At 68.3% G+C, this 19157-nt stretch carries 16 protein-coding genes; 7 read left to right on the top strand and 9 right to left on the bottom strand.

The features are described from left to right. The first annotated feature begins 214 nt into the window (after nucleotides 1-214). Nucleotides 215-1627 carry a glycosyltransferase gene (locus I8J32_RS12565; RefSeq protein ID WP_245156328.1) on the top strand — a complete coding sequence of 471 codons (1413 nt, stop codon included), beginning with the start codon at nucleotides 215-217 and terminating at the stop codon, nucleotides 1625-1627. Beyond that, on the top strand, nucleotides 1627-2568 hold the full coding sequence (locus I8J32_RS12560; RefSeq protein ID WP_200612697.1) for a hypothetical protein: 942 nt from the start codon (nucleotides 1627-1629) through the stop codon (nucleotides 2566-2568). The genes I8J32_RS12565 and I8J32_RS12560 overlap by 1 nt, the downstream gene beginning before the upstream one ends. Nucleotides 2569-2579: 11 nt before the next feature. Here the strand turns inward: I8J32_RS12560 and I8J32_RS12555 are convergent, their stop codons facing one another. After that, nucleotides 2580-4001, bottom strand: a complete 1422-nt coding sequence (locus tag I8J32_RS12555; protein ID WP_200612695.1) for a cryptochrome/photolyase family protein — start codon at nucleotides 3999-4001, stop codon at nucleotides 2580-2582. 142 nt (nucleotides 4002-4143) lie between these two features. On the opposite strand from I8J32_RS12555, the gene I8J32_RS12550 reads away from it, so the two are divergent. Continuing rightward, a complete protein-coding gene (locus I8J32_RS12550) occupies nucleotides 4144-4935 on the top strand; it encodes an alpha/beta hydrolase-fold protein (protein ID WP_200612692.1) in 792 nt (263 codons plus the stop codon). Nucleotides 4936-5061: 126 nt separating this feature from the next. Beyond that, entirely contained in the window at nucleotides 5062-5493 is a 432-nt protein-coding gene (locus tag I8J32_RS12545) for a response regulator (protein WP_200612689.1), read from the top strand. Nucleotides 5494-5608: 115 nt separating this feature from the next. Here the strand turns inward: I8J32_RS12545 and I8J32_RS12540 are convergent, their stop codons facing one another. After that, on the bottom strand, nucleotides 5609-7045 hold the full coding sequence (locus I8J32_RS12540) for a BON domain-containing protein (protein WP_200612686.1): 1437 nt from the start codon (nucleotides 7043-7045) through the stop codon (nucleotides 5609-5611). Between the two features lie 232 nt (nucleotides 7046-7277). Between I8J32_RS12540 and I8J32_RS12535 the strand changes: the two genes are divergently transcribed. Together I8J32_RS12535 and I8J32_RS12530 are read left to right on the top strand one after the other, a co-directional pair. Continuing rightward, a complete protein-coding gene (locus I8J32_RS12535) occupies nucleotides 7278-7877 on the top strand; it encodes an RES family NAD+ phosphorylase (protein WP_200612683.1) in 600 nt (199 codons plus the stop codon). A 51-nt stretch (nucleotides 7878-7928) separates the two neighbouring features. Beyond that, nucleotides 7929-8258: a KGG domain-containing protein gene (locus I8J32_RS12530; protein WP_200612680.1), complete on the top strand. Its 330-nt coding sequence runs from the start codon at nucleotides 7929-7931 to the stop codon at nucleotides 8256-8258. Nucleotides 8259-8261: 3 nt separating this feature from the next. Here the strand turns inward: I8J32_RS12530 and ligD are convergent, their stop codons facing one another. The 4 genes from ligD to I8J32_RS12510 all read right to left on the bottom strand — a co-directional run bounded on the left by ligD (nucleotide 8262) and on the right by I8J32_RS12510 (nucleotide 13140). Then, the gene (gene ligD / locus I8J32_RS12525) at nucleotides 8262-10178 is read right to left on the bottom strand and encodes a DNA ligase D (RefSeq protein ID WP_200612677.1); all 1917 of its coding nucleotides are present in this window, start codon (nucleotides 10176-10178) and stop codon (nucleotides 8262-8264) included. Between the two features lie 117 nt (nucleotides 10179-10295). Further along, on the bottom strand, nucleotides 10296-11483 hold the full coding sequence (locus tag I8J32_RS12520; protein WP_245156327.1) for an MFS transporter: 1188 nt from the start codon (nucleotides 11481-11483) through the stop codon (nucleotides 10296-10298). After that, on the bottom strand, nucleotides 11471-11866 hold the full coding sequence (gene crcB, locus I8J32_RS12515) for a fluoride efflux transporter CrcB (protein WP_200612675.1): 396 nt from the start codon (nucleotides 11864-11866) through the stop codon (nucleotides 11471-11473). The genes I8J32_RS12520 and crcB overlap by 13 nt, the downstream gene beginning before the upstream one ends. Next, a complete protein-coding gene (locus I8J32_RS12510) occupies nucleotides 11863-13140 on the bottom strand; it encodes a replication-associated recombination protein A (RefSeq protein ID WP_245156326.1) in 1278 nt (425 codons plus the stop codon). The genes crcB and I8J32_RS12510 overlap by 4 nt, the downstream gene beginning before the upstream one ends. A gap of 463 nt (nucleotides 13141-13603) precedes the next feature. Between I8J32_RS12510 and I8J32_RS12505 the strand changes: the two genes are divergently transcribed. Beyond that, entirely contained in the window at nucleotides 13604-14632 is a 1029-nt protein-coding gene (locus I8J32_RS12505; protein WP_200612672.1) for a hypothetical protein, read from the top strand. A 101-nt stretch (nucleotides 14633-14733) separates the two neighbouring features. On the opposite strand, the gene lolA is transcribed toward I8J32_RS12505, so the two are convergent. From lolA to I8J32_RS12490, 3 genes are all read right to left on the bottom strand, one after another. Continuing rightward, complete coding sequence (gene lolA / locus I8J32_RS12500) at nucleotides 14734-15369, bottom strand: outer membrane lipoprotein chaperone LolA (RefSeq protein WP_200612670.1); 636 nt, start codon at nucleotides 15367-15369, stop codon at nucleotides 14734-14736. A gap of 138 nt (nucleotides 15370-15507) precedes the next feature. Beyond that, nucleotides 15508-17862, bottom strand: a complete 2355-nt coding sequence (locus I8J32_RS12495) for a DNA translocase FtsK (protein WP_245156325.1) — start codon at nucleotides 17860-17862, stop codon at nucleotides 15508-15510. A 139-nt stretch (nucleotides 17863-18001) separates the two neighbouring features. Next, the gene (locus I8J32_RS12490; RefSeq protein WP_200612668.1) at nucleotides 18002-19072 is read right to left on the bottom strand and encodes an alanine dehydrogenase; all 1071 of its coding nucleotides are present in this window, start codon (nucleotides 19070-19072) and stop codon (nucleotides 18002-18004) included. Nucleotides 19073-19157 lie beyond the last annotated feature (85 nt).

The raw sequence follows: 19157 nt of genomic DNA, 5'->3' as shown, positions 1-19157 counted from the left end.
CGTGGTGAGTTTGCCGACGTGGAACGCGGGGCAAGCGCAGGCTGCTCGGCCACCCTGATGCACTCACGTCGGCAGCGCAGGCCTGAATACCCGTTCAGGTCTGCCCCGCGGGTTTCACACGCGAGTTTCTAGGCTCCGGATCCTTCTTGAACCGGACTGCCCCCGCATGGGTGTGACGCCACGATCGCACGGCCCCGAGCCGCGACCTGTCCCCGTGCCGGAGTTCGATCCGTCCGACTACTTCTCGCCTTCCACCCCAAGCGCTCCCGGACTGGAGCACATCGCAGCTCCACCGGTCGCCTCCCGGCGCATCTACCTGCCAGTACCCGTCAAGTACGCGCTGGCCGTGCTGCTGGGGATCGCGTGGGCGGCCTTCAGTGTCTGGCTGTCGCTGCCCTGGGTCGATTCGCTGGGAAGGATCATCGGTCGCCCGGCGGCGTGGTTCGTCATCGCGTTCATTGCCTACGTGCCCGGCTTCATGAACGCCTTCCTCGCCACGACCATCCTGCTGGACAGGCGGCCAGCGCGGCGTCTTCTCGATCACTATCCGCCACTGACGATCCTCGTGGCCTGCTACAACGAAGCCGACGCCATTGCCGATACCGTTCGCAGCCTGGCCGGGCAGGACTACCTCGGCGAGTGCGAGATCCTGATCCTCGATGACGGCTCCAGCGATGACACCGTCGCCCAGGTCCACGCAGCCATCGCGCGATTTCCCGCGCGCCGCAACCACCGTTTCCACGTAGTCACGCACGAGCGCAACCGCGGCAAGGCGAGCGTACTCAACGATGGCCTGGCGCGCGCGCAGCACGCCATCGTATTGACCGTCGATGCCGACTGCTGGGTCTACGAGGACGCCGTGCGCCACCTGGTCGAGCGTTACATGGCCGACCCTCCCGGCACGCGCGCGGTCGCCGGCTGCGTGCTGGCGCGGAACTCGCGCTTCAACTGGCTGACCCGCATGCAGGAATGGGACTACTTCCACGGTATCGCCGCGGTCAAGCGCATGCAGAGCATGTATCACGGCACGCTGGTCGCGCAGGGTGCGTTCTCGCTTTACGACCGCGACACGCTGCGCGAGGTCGGGGGCTGGCCGCAGTGCGTGGGCGAGGACATCGTGGCGTCCTGGGCCCTGCTGGCGCGCGGCTACCGCATCGGCTACTGCGAGGACGCGATCGCCTTCACCCACGTGCCGGTGAAACTGGCCCAGTTCGCACGGCAGCGCCAGCGCTGGTCGCGCGGCCTGATCGAGGCCTTCCTCACCCATCCCGGCCTGCTCGTGAAGCCGCGCATGACGGTGCTTTTCATCTGGTGGAACCTGCTGTTCCTGCCACTGGACCTGGTCTACACCTTCGCCTTCATTCCAGGCCTGGTCCTTGCGCTGTTCGGCATCTACTGGCTTGCCGGCCCCATGACCCTGCTCGTGCTGCCGCTGGCCGTGCTGTGGAACATGGTGATCTTTCGCGTCCAGCACCGCATGTTCAAGCGGCAGGACCTCAACGTGCGCCGCAACACCGCAGGATTCGTCCTGTATGTCTTCGTCTACACCATGCTCCTGCAGCCGATCTGCGTGTGGGGTTACGCGACCGAGTTGCTGGGCGTTCGCAAGCGATGGGGAACCAAATAATGAGCCAATGCCGCGACGCTCGAACCTCGGGCGGCCACCGGCCGCCGATGCCGTGGCTCCTCGCCTTGGCGCTGGGCTGTGCGATCCCGTCCGCGTTCGCCCAGACCGCAGGCAGCACCCGCGTGTTCGTGTCCGACGACGCCGACGACACGCAGGTCACCCGTTTCGCACTGGGCGCCGCCTGGAAATACGCGGGCCCCGGGTCCTACCGTGGCCTGGAGCTGGAAACGATGCAGGTGCGCTTTGCCCAGGCGCCGTCGTGGCGGGACGACCGTGCCTTCTTCGCCTTCGCCGACGCACAGGGGCCGTGGAACTGGAACGCACGGATCGGCACCGATGGCGAAAGCCTGGTCGGCAGCGCGGCGCTCGTGCGTGAAGACCGTGTCCGGCAAGAATATTTCGTCGAGCGCGACATCGTCGAAACCCCGCAAGGCGTGCAGGGGCTGTACCACACCTTCGTCGGGGCCGCCTACGATTTCCCGCTGGGTCGGGAAGACCGCCAGCAGCTCACCGCTCTCGTCGGCGTGCAGGCCTTCACGGGTGACAACGTGCGCACCCATGTCCGGGCGCGGTACATCGCCGTGGTCAAGCCCGAGTGGGGCCTGAGCGTGCAGCTTCGCGGCCGCGCGTTCCACAGCAGCCATCCTGGTGAGCACGACTACTACTCGCCGGAGGACTTCCTCGAACTCATGCCCACCGTGCAGGTGCGCCGCCACTTCGCGCAGGGCTGGGCCTTCAGCGGCACCGCGGGCTGGGGCCGGCAACGCGACACCGGACGAGCCTGGCACGATGCGGCGATGGCCGAGGTCTCGCTCACCAGCCCGCGTCGCGCCGATCGCGGTTACCTGCGTGCCAGCGCAACCTATACCAACACGCCCACGGGCACCGGCGGCGGCTACGGATACCGCCAGGCCACACTGGAGTGGATTCAGCCCTTCTGACAGGCGCCGTGTCAGGTACGCAGCGCACGCGAGCGCGCGAACGCTTCCAGTGCGTCCTGCCGGCTCCGCGCGAGGTCCACGACCGGCTGGCGCGGATAGTCGGGCGCGACGGCCGCCACCGCCGCCGGATCGCGCCAGGGTTCGTGGCGAAGCGCTGCCGGCAAACGCTCGAAACCAGGCAGCCAGCGGGCGATGTATTCCCCCTGCGGGTCGAAGCGCTGTGCCTGCAGCGTCGGATTGAACACGCGCACGTAGGGCGAGGCGTCCACGCCGGTGCCTGCCGCCCATTGCCAGCCCAGCGTGTTGTTGGCCAGGTCCGCGTCGACGAGCGTGTCCCAGAACCACCGCGCACCGTGTCGCCAGTGGCCCCGCAGGTTCTTGACCAGGAAACTGGCGACCACCATCCGCACGCGGTTGTGCATCCACCCGGTGTGCCACAGCTCGCGCATGCCCGCATCCACGAGCGGCACGCCGGTGTGGCCATGTCGCCAGGCATCCAGATGCGCAGGCGGGACCTCCGCCCAGGGGAAGTCGTCGAAGCGCGGATTGAAGTTCGCCTCGGGCGTGTGCGGAAAATGGTGCAGCACGTGGTGGGCGAATTCGCGCCAGCCCAGTTCGCGCACGAACGCCTCGCGCTCGGCGGCCGGGGATGATTCGAGTGCGCGGACGATGCGCCACGGCGAGATCTCGCCGAAATGCAGGTGGGGCGACAACCTGGACGTGCCCTGGACAGCGGGGCGATCTCGCGCAAGCGCGTAATCCGCCGTGCGCTGCGTTGCGAATTCCGTCATCGCCTCCCGCGCGCCACCTTCGCCGGGCGTCCAGTGGGACCAGAAGCCGGCATCCCACCGCGGCGCGGGCGACGGCAGGATGAGGTCGAGCTCCACCTCGTCCAGGGCCGATGTTGGCGCCGGCGCCGGGAGCCGTCGCGGCGCTTCGCTTTCCGGCGGCAGGCGCCACTGCGACAGCGCGGTGCGCCAGAAAGGCGTGAACACGCGGTAGGGATCTCCCTGGCGGGTCTGCACCTGCCAGGGCTCGAACAGGAGCGCGGCGTCGTGGCTCTCAGCGCGAAGCCCCTGCGACCTCAGCGCGCGCTTGACGACCGCGTCGCGAGCCTCGATCGCCGGCTCGTAGCGGCGATTCCAGAACACCGCCTGCGCGCCGCTCGCCTGCGCGACCCGGGCCAGGGTATCCAGCGTGGGGCCCGTGAAGACGTGCAGCCGCGAGCCCAGCGCACGCAACTGCGCGTCCAGGGCCTGCAGGGAACGTCGGCGCCAGGCGTCCGAAGCGGCACCCGGCGCCCAGGCGCCCTCCTCCCCGGGCGCATGGACGTACACCGGCAATGCAGTGAAGTCGCCACGCAGGAGCGCCTGCAGGGCCGGGTTGTCGGCCAGGCGCAGGTCGTTGCGGAACCACAGGATCGCGGTGGACATCGGGGGTTGGTTCGGCCGGGACAGGTTGCGGGCGATGATAGCCGCGGCCGCGCATTCCGCCGATGCAGCGAATGCGCGGCGATGCCGCGTGATCTTCACGTGCACGCAGCCATGATTGCCGGACCCAGATCGAGACGACCCCATGACCTCCTTCCGCGCAAGCCTGTGCCGGATCCTGCCTGTCGTCATGGTCGCGTCCATGTTGGCGGCGCTGTCCGGCTGCGCCGCGCGCGGCGATGCAAGCCAGCCCATACCCACCGCGTTGATCACCGCCCCGCAGAAGCCCACCCGGCTGGTGATCGTCCTCCCGGGCCGGGCGGACGACCTGGAGGCCCTGCGCGGCAGCGGCATCGTGCAGTCCGTGCAATCGGCCTGGCCCGACGCGGACGTGGTGCTGGCTGCACTGACCATGCCGTACTACCGGCAGGGAATCGCGGTGCAGCGCCTGCGTTCGGAAGTCGTCCTCCCAGCGCGCACGCGCGGCTATCAGGAGATCTGGCTGGCGGGCGCTTCCATGGGCGGCATGGGCACGATGCTGTATGACGCGCATTACCCCGACGAACTCGACGGCCTGATCCTGCTGGCGCCTTACCTCGGCGAAACTTCCATGATCGCGGAGATCGACCATGCCGGCGGCGTGGCCTCCTGGGACGCCGGCCCCCCACAGCCGATCACCGCCGACACCTGGCAACACGAACTGTGGCGTCACATCCAGGGCTGGACACAACGGCCCGCATCGGCGCGCCGCGTCTGGCTGGCTTACGGCGAGGACGACCGCCTGAGCAGGGCCATGCCCTTCCTCCTGCCCGCTTTGCCTGCCGAGCAGGTGCTCGTACGCAAGGGCGGGCACACCTGGTCGGTGTGGTCGCCGGCCATGAACGACATCCTGCTTCGAGCGGCCGGCAGCTCCGCCTCGGTGGCAGGAGAGCGCTGAGCGATCGATTGCCGTCATCGTTCCTGTCGACATCGTCGGCACATGCATGAACGCCGGCTTTCACCTCCACCCTGTCGCGACACCCCGCCTCCGCACAATGCGTCAAAGGCATCGGTTGGAGGAGTGATGGGCAAAGCCATCGGAAAAAGCCGCAACATCCTGCTGGTGGAGGACGAACCCCTCCTGGCCGCGATGGTGCAGGACTTGTTGCACGATACCGGTTACGTGGTCACCCACGCCGATACGCTGCAGGGTGCAATGGCGGCCGTGGCGCGCGAACGCTTCGATGCGGCCATGCTGGACATCAACCTGGGCGACGACGAGGTCTATCCGGTCGCCGAAAAGCTCCGCGCGATGGAAGTTCCCTTCTTCTTCGCCTCCGCGCGTGGCGCAGGCGGCCTGTCCAGTGCGTTCCGACACCACCCGATCGTCCCCAAGCCCTATCGCATCGACCAGATCGAGGCGCTGCTGGACGCCGCCCTGCGTGGCGACCTGCCCCTCAACGATCCGCGCGGACCCAGATCTGGCAACGGACGCGCACATTCCACCGCCAACTGAAATCCAGCGATCACTTGCGCAGCTCCCCAGGCGCCGCCGCTGGCAGAAAGTTGCCAGCCGCGCCCCTTGACTCTGAAGCAGGGCCGCGCGCAGCACGCGCGCGGCCCCTTGCTGCCTAGTGTGTACCGATTGAACCTGGCGGGTTCTGGGTGCCCGTCGTTGACGCTCCAGTCGTGCTTGTTCCGGTAGCACCGGTTGCCGAAGTGCCGGATGCGGCGCCCGCAGTCGTGCGGCTGCCGCTGGTCCTCGACTGCGCACGCGACGACGCACCCAGGTCGCGCGACGCCGAGGACACGGTGATCCGGTTGTCGACCTCCTTCACGCCGCTGCAGGCGTCGGCGATGTCTTCGGCGCGGTGCTTCATCCAGCGCTGGTCGACCGTACCTTCCAGCGTGACCTTGCAATCGGCGACGCGCACGGAGATGTCGCTGGCGTCGAGGTCGTCGTCATCGGTCAGGCGTTCGTTGATCTCCTCCATCAGGCGCTCGTCGGAACGCATGTAGTTTTTCGGACCGACGCCGCGGTAGCCCCGTGTCCCGAGGCCATATCCGCCGTACCCGTACTGCCCGGGCTCGGTCCCATACCGCCCCGAGGCGCGGCTGCCGATCTCCTGCGTGCCCAGCTCGCGACCGCCCCGATAGCCGGACATCTCGCCCTCGTCCTGGTAGTCCTGGCTTGCGTACAGCGGCCCACGGCCGCCGGATCCCGAACTCTCGCCGCCATAGAAGCTGCCGCCCTGCGGATTGCGGCCAATGCCCGAAGTCCCACGCGGACCGAAGTTCTGCTGGCGCGTATAGCCGGACGCTTCGCCATAGCCCTGGTTGCGGCCGTACGTGTTGTACTCGCTCCCATAGCCGGCCTGGGAGCCGAATCCCTGGCGCCCACCGTAGTAATCACTGGCGCCTGACTGCTCGCGCCCGTACTGGCCGCGCTGCATGCCGTAATTTTCCTGACCCCGGCCCTGGCCGTACGCCTGGCGGCCATACTGCTGCACGTTCTGGCGGTTGGACTGCGAGTACTCGCCCTGATAGGCGCCCGAGGCCCGCAGGTTGCCCTCGCTGTAACCCGACGATCCGAACCGCTCTGGACCGCCCTCATAGCTCCATTCGCTCCCGCCGTCCTGATCCCATCCGGCACTCTGCGAGCGCTCGTTGAACTGCGCACCGCCGTAGTACTCGCCGCGATTGCGGTTCATCGGCTGGCCGCGGCCACCGCGCAGATTCTGGTCGGACACTTCGGATTCGGAATAGTCCGGGCTGGAGTATTGCGGGTTGGAATATTGCTGGTTGGAGTACTGCTGGCTGGAAGCGCCCTGCCCCGAGCCCTGCCTGGCGCCTGCATACCGTGCGGAAGGTCCATCGGACCGCGTCTGTTCGCTGTGTTGCCCACGTTGACCGGAGCCATAGTCGCCACGATCTTCGTTGTTGCGATTGTTCATTTCATCCCTCCTTTCATTGAGCCACGTGCGGCCTGCCTGCACGCATCGCTCGCCAAAGCGCATGACTTCATGCGCGACGTCTTTCAGTTCGTTGCCAATGTTGGAATCACGCACTGATTGCCCTCCTGCCTGTGCGTCGGGGTAGTGGGTCCAAGGCTGGCAAGGCGCGTGCCAGCCTGTACCTGCGGCCGCGTCGAAACAGCAAGCCGTTGCCGCACCATAGGGGAGCGGGTTTTCATTCCAAGTGAAAATTTCCCCTGTTTTTCCGCGTGCTGGCTGAGGGCTTCACTTCACCTTATCCATCATCATCTAAGCTGATCCGTCAGTTCCCATTGCACGACGCTCCATGCATCCCGATTCGGCTGCCTCGGAACTCCAGAGCGATTTCGAACGCGGGTTGGCGGACAATTTTTCCGCTACCGGCGCCGCGGCGAACACCGCGATTTCGGTTGGCAACTCGCCCAGTCAGCTACATGACCCGACCTCGGCGCTGGCCGAGGTGTACCGGGTCGTCCCTGCGGCGGATGCCGTGGGTGCTTTCACGCGAGAGCGCAACCAGTCCGGCGGGCGATGGACCACTCCAGGCACCGCCGCAATCTATGCCGCGCGCACACCCGCCGGTGCGGTCCTGGAATATCTGGCGCACGTGGAGGATGAACACGCGCAGGACCTGGTGATCGCGCATGCGCGGCTGCCCGCCGAGGACATCGCCACCCCGGGGCCACTGCCGCCGCGCTGGCGCGAGTGCCCGTATCGCGACGAGGTCCGCGCGTTCGGCGACGCGTGGATCCAGCGCGCGGAAGCCGTGGCGCTGGCCCTGCCCAGCGTGCTCTGCGAGGCTTCGCTCAACCTGTTGATCAATCCCGACCACCCACGCATCAGCCGCCTGACGGTGATGCAGGTGCAGCCGTTCACCCTGGACCCACGGCTGGTCTTCCCCAAGTGAGCCGCTGCCGGCGCAGGATGCGCAGGCACGGCGATGACCGGAGATAGCGTCATGCCTCACCGCAGCCAAACCGGAACCCCTCGCGCGCGCGGCTTCGCGGCCATGGACGCGGAAAAGCAGCGGGCCATCGCCAGCATGGGTGGTCGCGCCGCACATCGCAGTGGCAACGCCCACGAGTTCGACGCGGATGAGGCCCGCGAAGCGGGCCGCCGGGGTGGCCTGGCACGCTCGGCCAGCCGTCGCGCCGGTCGCCCGGTGGAACTGGCCGATGGCCAGGGCGTCATGCTCGCACCCCAGGCCGGGGGTGACAACGTCGGGATGGACACGCTGACGCGCGAATTCCCCCAACCCGGGTCCGCCGACACGGACCGCACGCATTGATCCTCAGCCGCGCGGCGTCGGCAACGGTGGCGCGCGTGCGATGAGGTCGGCGATGAATGCCGGCAACGGCCGCGACGCGGCGTCACGGATCGAGTAGCGGTCCGGGCGCCGGATGCGGGCCAGTTCGTCCCATTCCACCGGCAACGCCGCCGGCGCGCCGGCGCGCGCGCGCAGCGACCAGCCGGCGACACTGGTCGCGCCGCGCGCATTGCGCAGCCAGTCGATGAAGATCCGCCCGCTACGCTTGGCCTTGCTCATCGTGCCCACGTAACGGTCAGGCGCCTTGAGTGACATGGCGGTGGCGAAGCGGCCGCAGAATTCCCGGGCAGCGTCCCAGTCCGCGCGCGGCGCCAGTGGCACAACCACATGCACGCCCTTCCCGCCTGACAGTCGTGGCCAGGACGACAGCCCTAGGGCTGCCAGTTCGTCGCGCAGTTCCACGGCCGCCCGCTTCACCTGGGGCCAGGTGATGGAGGGATCCGGATCCAGGTCGAAGATCAATCTGTCGGGACGCTCGAGCGCGTCCACCTGCGAACCCCACGGGTGGAATTCGATCGCATTCATCTGCACCAGGTTCATCAGGCCCGCGATGTCGTCGATGTAGAAGTATTCCGCCTGGTCCCCGTCAGCCTCGCGGATCCGCATGCGTCGCACCGCCTCGCCGAAGCCGGGTCCGGCGTGCTTCTGGAAGAAGCGGGGGCCGGCGATGCCATCGGGACAGCGCACGATCGACAGCAGCCTGCCCGCGACTTCCGCCAGCACGCGATCGCCCACGGAAAGGTAATAGTCGAACACCTGCTGCTTGGTGGCACCGATGTCGGGATACACCACGCGCGCCGGACTGGTCAGCTTGACCAGCGGCGCGGGTTGTTCGAGCGCCGGCGAGGCCTTGTGGTCAGGCCGCAGCCGCAGGAACGAGGCCTGTCGCAGCAAGCCCTCCTTGCCCCAGCCGCGGAACACCACTTCGGCCACCAGCTGCGGCCGCAGCCACCGGACCCGTCCCGCCGGCAGCGGCGTATGCGCCGGCAACGGCACCGTCGGAGCCGCGGTTTCCAGCGCCCCCAACGTTTCGGGCAGTTGCTCGAGCACGGCATCGGTGAGCCCCGAGCCGACGCGACCGGCATAGACCAGTTTTCCGCGCCTTGGCTGTGCCAGCAGGAATGCGCCGATGCCCTTGCGACTGCCCTTGGGCGGCGTGTATCCCACCACGACGAACTCGCGGGTTTCCACCGCCTTGATCTTCAGCCAGTCGGTGCTGCGGCCGTGGCGATAAGGGCTGCCCAGCCGCTTGCTGATGATGCCCTCCATGCCACGCGCGCTGGCTTCGGCGAAGACAGCCGGGCCGGTCCCCGTGACATGCCCGCTGTAGAACAGGCGGGCATCGGCGCCTGCCACCAGGCTTTCCAGCAGGGCCTTGCGAACTTCCAGCGGCACGCCGGTCAGGTCGATGTCATCCAGCCGCATGAGATCGAAGACCGCATATCGCAACTGGGAAGTTTCCCCCTGCTTGAGCGCGTGCTGCAGCGCGTTGAAGTCGCTGCGCCCCTGCTCGTCGACAGCGATGAGTTCGCCATCCAGCACGACCGTCCGGTGCAGGGACGCCAGCGCCGTCGCGATCTCCGGCACGCGCGCTTCCCACGCAAGGCCGTTGCGTGACCACAGCCGCGGCGGGGTTGACGCGGAGACCGCGGCAACCAGCCGGTAGCCATCCCATTTCCATTCGTGCAGCCATTGCGGGCCGTCGGGGGCCGCTTTCGCCGCGGTGGTCAGCATCGGCGCGACGAAACCGAGCGCGCGGGCGCGGCGCGCGCCGGTGATGCCGGCAAGCTCCCGATCGTCGCGCGCACTGCGCGGCGGCCGCGGGCGGGGTTCTGCACCGATCCGCACGTCGGACTTGCCTTCGCGTTGCTGCAGGCCCATGGGCGCCCTCCTCACGCCGGATGCCGGTCGGCGCGGCATCACCTTTGCCGATGGCCCGTGCCGGGCCGGTGAAGTCCCTAGGCGGCGGCGCCGCTTCCGGCGGACCGCCCGTGCTGCTCAGTCGTCGTGATCGGGCAGCCAGAACGCGAGCAGCAGGGATGCGGCGACGGCGCAGCCGGCACCGAAGCCGAAAGCGAGCGCCGGCGACACCGATTCCCAGAACACGCCGAACAGCAGCGAGGCCGGCAGCAGCGTCACGCCCAGCGTGAGGTGATACCAACCGAACGCGGTGCCCAACTGCGCCGGCGGCACCAGGTCGGCCACCAGCGCCTTCTCGGCGCCTTCGGTGGCGGCAATGAACACGCCATAGGCGACGAACACGCCCCACACCGTCCACGTCGGCCATCCCCCCCGGGCCAGCACGAGGTAGAGCACCGCGTAGATCGCCCAGCCGGAGAGGATCAGCCGGCGCCGGCCGACGCGGTCGGACAGCGCGGACAGCGGGGTCAGCAGCAGCGCCGCGACCAGCGACATCAGCGACCACATCAAGGGGACCTGGGCCTGCGGCACGCCAAACTCGCGCGCGCGCAGGATCAGGAACAGGTTGGAGGAGTTGCCCAGCATGAACAGGCCCAGGATCAGCAGGTAGCGCCGGAAGCGCGGCGGAAATTCCCGCAGATGCCAGTTGAAGCGGGTAGCCGGCGCGACGGGAGCCGCTGGGGGCGCCGACTCGCGGACGCGGAACGACAGCACCAGCACCATCAGTGCCGGTACTCCCGCGCACCAGAACACGGTGCGCAGTTCCAGCCCCGCCGCCAGCAGGGCGGCGGCCGCGAGCGGCCCCAGCACCGCGCCGGCGTTGTCCATGGCGCGATGGAAACCGAAGGCCAGGCCGCGCTCCTGCGGACTCACCGCGCGTCCCAGCAACGCATCGCGTGGAGAACTGCGCAGGCCCTTGCCGATCCGGTCGGCCAGCCGGCAGACCAGCACGAACCACCAGCCCGTCGCCGCCGCGATCAACGTGCGCGCAACACCGGCCACGCCGTAGCCCCACACGACGAATGGCTTGGCACGTCGCGTGCGATCGGAAATCACGCCCGACACCAGCTTGAGCAGGCTGCTGGCAGCCTCGGCCAGTCCTTCGATCAGGCCGATCACCCGCGGCCCGGCGCCCAGGGTCGTCGCCAGGAACAGGGGCAGCAGCGGGTACACCATCTCGCTGGCCGCGTCGTTCAACAGGCTGATCACACCCAGCAGCCACACCGTGCCGGGCAGGCCGCGCAGCGACGCCATCAGCCGCGCCACGCGTGCCCCATCCTTGCGCCCGCCCAGACCAGCACCAGCCCCAGCAACAGCGTCGTCAGCAGGTAGACGAAGGCCAGGTCGGTGCGCGAGGAGCGCGTGTACAGCAGCCACTCGATCATCATCGCCGAGTACGTCGTCAGGCCACCCAGCAGCCCCACCACCAGGAACGCGCGCCAGTACAACGCCGCGCTGCCACGGCCTTCCAGCCAGACGACCAGGAACCCGCCCGCGAACGCCCCGAGCAGGTTGACCGCCAGCGTGCCCCACGGAAAGCCCGCGCCCAGCTGGCGCAGCAGCGCACCGCCGATCCAGAACCGCAGGCCCGCGCCCAGCGCGCCGCCCAGCATCACCAGGCCCAGCTGCTGCCACCACAGGGCCATCATTCCGGCGGCGCCTCGCCGCGCGCCTTTGCACGCGCCTGGCGCAACGCGTCGAGCTTGTCCTTCAGCTTGATCTCCATGCCGCGCGTCACCGGCCGGTAATAGATCCGCTCGCCCATCGCATCGGGAAATCCGGTCTGGTCCAGCGCGATGCCGCCATCGACGTCGTGGTCGTAGCGGTAATCCCGGCCATAGCCGAGCGACTTCATCAGGCGCGTGGGCGCGTTGCGGATATGCAGCGGCACTTCCTGGGTCCCGTACTGCGCCACGTCGGCGCGGGCCTCATTGAAGGCGACATAGGCCGCGTTCGACTTGGCCGTGCTCGCCAGGTAGATCGCCACCTGGGCCAGCGCGAGATCGCCCTCGGGACTGCCCAGCCGGTCGTAGGTTTCCCACGCGTCCACGGCCATCTCCAGCGCACGCGGGTCGGCCAGGCCGATGTCCTCCACCGCCATGCGGGTCAGGCGTCGTGCCAGGTAGCTGGGATCGGCGCCGCCGTCGAGCATGCGCGCCAGCCAGTACAACGCGGCATCGGGATTGGAGCTGCGCACGCTCTTGTGCAGCGCCGAAATCTGGTCGTAGAACTGCTCGCCGCCCTTGTCGAACCGGCGCGTGCGGTCGGCGAGCACCTGCTCCAGCGTCGCCTGCGTCACCTCGCCGCCAGGCCCGGCCAGGTCCGCGGCGATTTCCAGGAAGGTCAGCCCGCGGCGGACGTCGCCATCGGCGGCGTGCGCGATCATCTCGACCAGCGCCTCGTCGATGCGAAGGTCGAGTGCACCCAGGCCACGCTCGCGGTCGGCCAGGGCGCGGTGCAGCGCCACCGCGATGTCGGCCGCGGACACGGCTTCCATGACATGCACGCGGCAGCGCGACAACAGCGCCGAGTTGAGTTCGAAGGAGGGATTCTCGGTCGTGGCGCCCACGAAGAGGATCGTGCCGCGCTCGATGTGCGGCAGGAAGGCATCCTGCTGGACCTTGTTGAAGCGGTGCACCTCGTCCACGAACAGCACCGTGCGACGTCCCTGCCCGAACCGCGCGGCCGCCTGGGCCAGCACCTCGCGCACTTGCGGCAGGCCGCACAGGACCGCCGATATCGCCTGGAATTCCGCGTCGGCATACTGCGCGAGCAGCAGGGCCAGCGTGGTCTTTCCGCAACCGGGCGGCCCCCACAGGATCATGGAATGCACGCGCCCGTTCTCGACGGCGCGCCGCAGGGCCGAGCCCGGGGCCAGCAATCGACGCTGACCCACCATTTCGTCCAGGGCGGCCGGACGCATGCGCTCGGCGAGCGGGCGCAGGTCCTCGCCTGACGGCTGCAGAAGTCCCTGCGTACTGTCGATTCCGGCTGTCGAACCCCTTCTGGCCACGCCTGCCATTCCTGCTGCGATCTGCCGATACCTTAGCAAGATCGTTGCCTGCGCAAGGTGGCTTCACGGCGCGTTGACAGGGGGCGCAAAGCGCGAGGCCTGCGTCACGAATCCCGCATTCCGTCCCGGGTCGCGCCTTGTTCCCCATCGGCAACGCGCGATAGTCACGAACGTCGCAGTCGAAATCGGGCCACGCGCAACGCGCGGCCCTGGACCCACGGAACGACCAGGAATCCGCAGCCAAGGAGGGGCTGCACGGCAACGCAGACGCAACCCCACCGTTGTCCGACCGCGGCCGGTCCAGGCCGCCGCCCCGCGTTCCCGGAACGAACGCGGGGACATCAAGCCTGCAACACAACCACAAGGAACTGTCATGAAGACAACAGTACTGGTGTCGAGCCTGGCTATCGGAGTCTCGATCGTGTGTCTCGCAGCGACGCTGCAAGCGTCCCCGCCTCCCGCGTCCACGGGCTACGCCGACGGTGTCTACGCCGACTTCGCCGCGGCCTCGGGCCGCCAGGTCGCCTTCTCGCTGGGCACGCTGGAGACCGGCACCCTCAAGCAGCTGCAGGGCCGTTCCTTCGGCCAGATCCTCGGCACGCCCCGTCACCTGGTGGAGGTGGACGAGGACAGGCTCTCGCTGCGCAACCCGCGCTTCAAGCGGGACCTGCATGGCTACGATGGCACCGAACTGCGTGGCGGCGTGGAGGGCTTCGAAGTCGCGGGCCTGCCACTGGAAATGGGCCGCTACCGCAAGCTCGCGGTGCAGACCACCGTGGCCGGGAAGACGATGCGCCACCAGGCGATCGAGCTGTGCTGGGAGAAGCTGGGCCACTGCGTCGTCTATGACCCCAGCATCGTGTTCCTCGATTCGATCGTGAACAACCGTCGCCTGGCCAAGGCGGCCGGCTATGGTCCGCGCGTGCAGTACGGCGAACGCCCCGCGTCGCTGGCGGGCAAGCTCGGCGACACCAAGCTTGCCGCCTGTGGCCTGGCCAGCAATCCGGCCTACATCTCCAAGTGGCTGACCTGGGGCGCGTGGACCCAGCGCTACAAGAACATCTACGGCATCACCCTGGTCACCAAGAACCTGGGCGGACAGCAGTCGGGCATCCGCTGCAACTCCAGCTGCTATCCGGCGCCGTTCGGCTACAGCAATTCCTCCAGCGGTTCGGGCACGCTGGGCTACGACGTGGCCTGCGGCAACGCGTACAACTACGGCTCTTCCGGGCGCACCGGACGCTGGGTTGCGGAAACCAAGTGCGCGCACAAGTTCACCGGCGATGCCAGCGCCACGGTGACCCGCAACGGCTCCGGCTCGGGCGTCACCCTGTCCTGGAACACCAATGGCGGCGTGGACTCCAACGGGGGCTACTTCACCGACACCTGCGGCTTCTTCTGAGCGCAACGCGCACGGCAGCAACACCGCCGGTGCACAAATGGAAAGGGGCCCGCGTGGGCCCCTTTCCTTCTTTCAGACTGGCTTGGCCAGCACGGATGCGCTCAACCGCCCTCGCCGATCACGTCCACGCCCTTGGGCGGGCTGTAGCGGAACACGTCGCGTCCGAACGCGGGATTGCGCTTCCAGCCGCTGAAGTCGATCACGGTGCGCTGGCCCAGTGCGTCGACGACCTGCATCTTCTCCAGCCCCGCCGCGCCAAACCCCAGCCGCGCGCTCTGGAAGCTGGCGTCGCTCTTCTCGCCCTTGGGCGACAGCACCAGCCATTCCAGTCCCTTGTCCGTGCCGGCTTCCTTGACGACGAACTGCGCATCCAGCTTGCCCGGGTCGATCAGGGCCGACAGCGGGCTGTGCTGCTCTTCGGCGCCCTGCGGCCGCTTGGTGACCTGCTGCAGGTCCGGGTCGAACACCCACACGGTCTTGCCGTCGGCGACGATCAGCTGCGGGTAGGGCTTCGTGTACTCCCAGCGGAACAGGCGGGGCGCGGAGAGCGCGACCTTGCCGCTGGAGGTTTCCTTGAGCTTGCCCTTGGGATCGAACACCTGCTGGGAGAACGCGCCATCCAGGCCCTTGAGGCCCTTGGTGAAGGCGTTGAGCTCGTCGCGGGCGCCTGCGGCGGCGGTGCCGGCCAGCAGGGTGCACAGCGCGGCGGCAAGCAGGCGGGTCTTCGGATGACGCATGGGAAGGCCTCTGGGGATTTGATTGGAATGGGGGCGAGTCTGCCCGGTGCGGGCTGAACAGCGCGGTAGACGGGCTAACTTGAATCGGACCGTGTTCAGGCGGCGTCGACGCCGCCGTGACATCGCCCTTGCCGCGACCTACTTCGGCGGCGGCGGCGCCAGCACGCTGCGGTCGCCGTTGTGTTCCGGCGGGGACACCACGCCGGCGGCCTCCATCGCCTCGATCAGCCGCGCGGCGCGGTTGTAGCCGATCTTGAGCCGTCGCTGCACCCCGGAGATCGACGCGCGGCGGGTCTCGGTGACGATCCGGACCGCCTCGTCGTACAGAGGATCGGACTCATCGCCCGCACCGCCGCTGGTTTCCGGCAGGCCGGTGGCGCCGACCACCACGCCCTCGCCCAGCGTCTGGACTTCGTCCAGCACGCCGTCGATGTAGTCGGGCCTGCCGCTGACCTGCTTGAGGTGCTCGACGACACGATGCACTTCCTCGTCGCTGACGAAGGCGCCATGCACGCGTTCGGGCAGCGCCGTGCCCGGTGGCAGGTACAGCATGTCGCCGTGGCCCAGCAGGGTCTCGGCGCCGGACTGGTCCAGGATCGTGCGCGAGTCGATCTTGCTCGACACCTGGAACGCGATCCGGGTCGGGATATTGGCCTTGATCAGGCCGGTGATCACGTCCACCGACGGACGCTGGGTGGCCAGGATCAGGTGGATGCCCGCGGCGCGCGCCTTCTGCGCCAGACGGGCGATGAGCTCCTCCACCTTCTTGCCGACGATCATCATCATGTCGGCGAATTCGTCGATGAAGACGACGATGTAGGGCAGCGGCTCGAGCGGGCGCGGCGCCTCGTTCAAGTCCGGATTGGGCTTGAACAACGGGTCCATCATCGGCTGGCCCGCGTCGATGGCGTCCTTGACCTTCTTGTTGAAGCCGGCCAGGTTGCGCACGCCCACGGTGGACATCAGCTTGTAGCGGCGTTCCATTTCCGCCACGCACCAGCGCAGGCCGTTGGCGGCCTCCTTCATGTCGGTGACCACCGGCGCCAGCAGGTGCGGGATGCCCTGGTAGACGGAGAGCTCCAGCATCTTCGGATCGATCATCAGCATCCGCACGTCCTTGGCGGAGGCCTTGTAGAGCAGCGACAGCACCATCGCGTTGACCGCGACGGACTTGCCCGAGCCGGTGGTGCCGGCGACCAGCAGGTGCGGCATGCGCGCCAGGTCCGCCACCGTCGGGCGGCCGGCGATGTCCTTGCCCAGCGCCAGGGTCAGCGGGCTGCCGGACTTGTCGTACTCCTTGGAGCGCAGCAGTTCGGAGAGATAGATCATCTCGCGCGAGGTGTTCGGCGTTTCCAGGCCGACCACGGACTTGCCCGGGATCACGTCCACCACGCGCACCGACTTGACCGACAGGCCGCGGGCGATGTCCTTGTCGAGCGAACTGATCTGGCTGACCTTGACCCCGGGCGCGGGCTCGAGCTCGAAGCGGGTGATCACCGGGCCCGGATACGCGCCGACGACCTGGGCCTCGATGCGGAAGTCCTTGAGCTTGAATTCGATCTGGCGCGACAGCGTCTCCAGCGTTTCCTCGCTGTAGCCCTTGACCTGCGGCTTGGGGTCGTCGAGCAGGGCCAGCGGCGGGATGCCCGAGCCGTCGCCGACATGGAACAGCGGAATCTGCTGCTCGCGCTTGGCGCGCTCGCTCTTCTCCACCACCGGCGCCGGTGGTGGCTCGATCTTCACCGGCGGGCGCTTGGCGCGCAGTTCGGTATCGACCTTGCGCGCTTCCACGCGTTCCTCGCGGAAGGCGCGGGTCTGCTGCCATTCGGTGGCCTGCTGGCTGCCGCGGCGGAACAGCTTGGACAGCAGCGGGCCGATCGACAGCGTCCACTGGCCGATGCGGTCCATCACCACCAGCCACGACAGGCCCGTGGCCAGCGTGATCGAGATCAGCAGCAGCGCGAACAGGAACAGGTTGCCGCCCATGGGGCCGAAGCCTCGATAGAGCGAATTGCCGACCAGGCGGCCGAGGATGCCGCCAGGCCCGGCGGAGAAGTCCGGCGCCGCGCTCACCCGCAGGTAGAGCAGGCCGGTGGCCGAGACGAGGAAGCCGACGATGCCGATCAGGCGCAGTGCGGGGCCGAGGTCAGCGTCGCCATCGCCGTCGGCGTCCATTCCGAACAGGGCGATCCAGGCGATCAGGCCCAGCATCACCGGCAGCAGGAACGCCACGTAGCCGGTGAGGTAGAGCAGCACGTCCGCGATCCAGGCGCCGACGCGCCCACCCACGTTGTGCAGCGGCGCGGTGATGCTGCCCGAGTGCGACCAGCCGGGGTCGGTCGGCGAGAACGAGAACAGGCTCGCCATCAGGTACAGCAACACCGGCGCGATGAGGATCATCGCGATGTCGCGCATGATCCGCTGGCGGCGGGGCGATGGCGGCTTCTTGTCCGCCGTGGCCTTCTTGCGGGTTGCTGTGGACGGCTGCGCCACCGTGAGGATCTGCCTGAGCTAGGTTCCGTTAGTTATTGAATATACGGCGAAACCCTGCCAAATGACAGGGTTTCGTGCTCGCTCCGCAATCGGGAGCCGTATCCATGGAGGGCCCCTCGCGGGGCCCTGACGGGGCACTTTACAGCTTCATGCCCTGGAGCGCCGGGTGGACCAGCTGGCCGCCCTCGACGTTGATGCCGCGCACCAGCGCCGGGTTGTTGCGCCACTCGTTGCCGCCGGCCAGCTTGTTGACCCAGGGCAGGATCGCCGCGCAGATGGCCTGCGACGAGGTCTGCGGCACGGCGCCCGGCATGTTGGTCACGCAGAAGTGGGTCACGCCCTCTTCCACGTAGGTCGGCTCCTTCCAGGTGGTCGGACGCGAGGTCTCGAAGCAGCCGCCCTGGTCGATGGAGATGTCCACCACCACGCTGCCGTCCTCCATGCCCTTGAGCATCTCGCGGGTCAGCACATGCGGCGCGCGCGCGCCGGTCACCAGCACCGCGCCGATCACCAGGTCGGCCGAGGCCACTTCGCGCGCCACGACGTCGACGTAGGGATACAGCGTGGTGACGTTGTTGCCCAGGCGCATCATCTGGTCCATGCGGTCCTGGCGCATCTCGAACACGGTCACGTTCGACCCGCCCGAGGCGGCCAGCGCGGCCGATGCACCACCGGCCTGGCCGGCGCCGAACACCACGACCTTGCCGCGCTCGGTGGACGGCAGGCCGCCCAGCAGCTTGCCCTTGCCGCTCATGGGCTGGTGCAGCAGGTGCGTGCCGACCTGCACGCCGATCTTGCCGGCGATGATCGACATCGGCGCCAGCAGCGGCAGGTCGCCGTTGGGCAGCTCGACCGTCTCGAAGGCCACGCCGGTCAGGCCGATGTCCAGCAGCTGCTTGGTCAGCACCGGCTCGGCGGCCAGGTGCAGGTAGCAGAACAGCAGGTGGTCGCGGCGCAGGTGCTGCAGGTCGCCGGCGATGGGTTCCTTGACCTTGACGATCAGCTGGCCCTTTTCATACAGCGCAGCGGCGTCCGGCGCGATGTTGACGCCCAGTTGGGTGTACTGCTCGTCCTTGAACCCGCTTTTCAGGCCCGCGCCCTGCTCCAGCCACACCTCGTGGCCACGCTTCACCAGGTCGCCGGCGGCGGCCGGCACGAGCGCGACGCGACCCTCGAGGGTCTTGGTTTCCTTCGGTACACCGATGCGCATTACCGTTCTCTCAAGTGGGGGCCCGGGAAAGAGGCGCCGCGGTTGCGGCGGCTCCGGGGCGAAATTGTCCAAACGCGATCCGGGG

Origin of the sequence: Lysobacter solisilvae, assembly GCF_016613535.2 — a bacterium.
Taxonomy (GTDB): Bacteria; Pseudomonadota; Gammaproteobacteria; order Xanthomonadales; family Xanthomonadaceae; genus Agrilutibacter; species Agrilutibacter solisilvae.
The sequence above is the reverse complement of the archived record's forward strand: the minus strand, read 5'-3'. Positions and strand labels throughout refer to the sequence as shown.

Bases quoted from the DNA above. Each gene is read 5' to 3' on its own strand.
- I8J32_RS12490 (WP_200612668.1), bottom strand. From the start codon at position 19,072: ATGCGCATCGGTGTACCGAAGGAAACCAAGACCCTCGAGGGTCGCGTC.
- I8J32_RS12560 (WP_200612697.1), top strand. From the start codon at position 1,627: ATGAGCCAATGCCGCGACGCTCGAACCTCGGGCGGCCACCGGCCGCCG.
- I8J32_RS12550 (WP_200612692.1), top strand. From the start codon at position 4,144: ATGACCTCCTTCCGCGCAAGCCTGTGCCGGATCCTGCCTGTCGTCATG.
- I8J32_RS12555 (WP_200612695.1), bottom strand. From the start codon at position 4,001: ATGTCCACCGCGATCCTGTGGTTCCGCAACGACCTGCGCCTGGCCGAC.
- I8J32_RS12545 (WP_200612689.1), top strand. From the start codon at position 5,062: ATGGGCAAAGCCATCGGAAAAAGCCGCAACATCCTGCTGGTGGAGGAC.
- lolA (WP_200612670.1), bottom strand. From the start codon at position 15,369: ATGCGTCATCCGAAGACCCGCCTGCTTGCCGCCGCGCTGTGCACCCTG.
- crcB (WP_200612675.1), bottom strand. From the start codon at position 11,866: ATGATGGCCCTGTGGTGGCAGCAGCTGGGCCTGGTGATGCTGGGCGGC.
- I8J32_RS12530 (WP_200612680.1), top strand. From the start codon at position 7,929: ATGCCTCACCGCAGCCAAACCGGAACCCCTCGCGCGCGCGGCTTCGCG.
- I8J32_RS12505 (WP_200612672.1), top strand. From the start codon at position 13,604: ATGAAGACAACAGTACTGGTGTCGAGCCTGGCTATCGGAGTCTCGATC.
- I8J32_RS12535 (WP_200612683.1), top strand. From the start codon at position 7,278: ATGCATCCCGATTCGGCTGCCTCGGAACTCCAGAGCGATTTCGAACGC.
- ligD (WP_200612677.1), bottom strand. From the start codon at position 10,178: ATGGGCCTGCAGCAACGCGAAGGCAAGTCCGACGTGCGGATCGGTGCA.
- I8J32_RS12510 (WP_245156326.1), bottom strand. From the start codon at position 13,140: ATGCGTCCGGCCGCCCTGGACGAAATGGTGGGTCAGCGTCGATTGCTG.